The organism is uncultured Campylobacter sp. (assembly GCF_938045225.1).
Lineage (GTDB): Bacteria > Campylobacterota > Campylobacteria > Campylobacterales > Campylobacteraceae > Campylobacter_A.
Genome location: NZ_CALINL010000103.1, coordinates 1 through 1,567, shown reverse-complemented (window position 1 = coordinate 1,567; position 1,567 = coordinate 1). Strand labels below are relative to the sequence as shown.

The following is a 1,567-nucleotide window of genomic DNA, read 5'->3' as shown; positions in this document are numbered from 1 at the left end:
TTTAAATTTTCCGAGAAAATATGCAAATTACAGAATAGCCATATAAATCTATGGAACTATAGTTGGGTAAAAGGTAGGAATATGTTAAATATACTGAGCAATACGCCTATTTTTCTCCAATCAAAATTTGATAAATTAGATAGCGTTATTCCAAATAATGAAATTGATCTTTTTGCTTATTTATAATTTATGAAATTTCGAAATCTGGCTTATATTTTTGGATAGATCAAAACCGTTAAGCATCTAAAACCTATCTAACCAAAGGTGGTTTTTTGCGTAACCGCAAAACACTCTGTGTAGTAATGCGTTGAGGGACAATTATTTGTATAATGTCAGCAAGTGTCAGCAGTGGAGCGTGGCACAATAAGGCGATGAACTCCAACATATTGAAATAGAGGTTTTTTATTGTAGCAACTCGCCAATGTTGCTATTTCAGCTTATCTGAGTTTACATTTACAACCGTAGACAAAATTGTAAATCATACGGATTTTTAAATCAAATATCGAGTGCGTAAGCTCGATAAGCTTATCGACGGTCTGTGATTTTGCACGGATAGGGGGGGCGAAATTATTTGAGCCCCCATCTTTTTACGTAAGTAGACTAAATTTGGATTTTACTGAGATTAGGCGTATCTAAAAAGTTAGTTGACGCGTGTATCGGTTAGTTTTATAATCTAGTCAAATTTTGCGGCGAGCAGGTTGCGCCGATATTATCGATATAGCCTAAATTTAGTCCAATGGGGTCTGAATAAGCGTGCGAGACGTTAAGCGGTAAATTCTTGTAGCTCGTAGGTTAAAGTCGTAGTCTATATGCCGCATAAAATGCGTTTAAATTTTGCTCTTTTTTGAGTAATTTTTTGCTTCTTTTTTCGGCGCCTACTTTAAACAAACCGTACGCTATTTACGAATTAAATATTATTTAAATTTAACTGCTTTTTTATTTTAAAAATGTAAAATCTCGTTTAAAAACTTAAGGTTAAAAATGACTGCGCTCCTTGTCGCCGAATACATCGGCATCGCCTCCGCAGCCACGAGCGGATTTATCTTCGCGGTTAAGCGCGACTGCGACTGGCTGGGTATTTTTATCGCCGCGCTTCTGACTGCGCTTGGAGGCGGATTTATGCGCGACGCTATCGTCTCGCGCCCGCCGTACTCGTTCACGCACTATGCTCCGTGCATTATCGTGATGGTGATGCTCTTTCTCTCGGCATTTTTGCGCCTGCACAAGCGAAGCGATATCGAGAAAAAATTCCTTTTCGTCACCACCGACGCCGTGGATCTGGTGAGCTTTTCTATCGTCGGAGCGATCGTGGCGCTACAGTTTGGCTACAACGTCTTTGGCGTCGTGCTACTCGCGCTTTGTAACGGCGTGGGCGGAGGCATGATACGCGACGTGCTGTTTAACGAAGTTCCATGGTGCCTAAAAACCGGGCTTTATGCGACGGTTAGCATCGTCGTGGGACTGCTTTATTTTGCTATGGATTATGCCGGGCTTACTAGCGTTTTTTGGGTGATGGGGCTTTTGGCGTTTGGTATCGCGTTTAGGCTTGCGGCATATTACCTTGGCT

2 protein-coding genes are annotated in these 1,567 nt (G+C 41.2%); both read left to right on the top strand.

Annotated features, from left to right (window positions below; all coding sequences use genetic code 11):
• On the top strand, positions 1–186 hold a 186-nt coding region (locus tag Q0200_RS04205; protein ID WP_297938105.1), incomplete at its 5' end, for a hypothetical protein.
• 795 nt (positions 187–981) lie between these two features.
• Positions 982–1,567: TRIC cation channel family protein (locus Q0200_RS04200; protein WP_297938102.1), on the top strand; the 586-nt coding region annotated here is incomplete at its 3' end.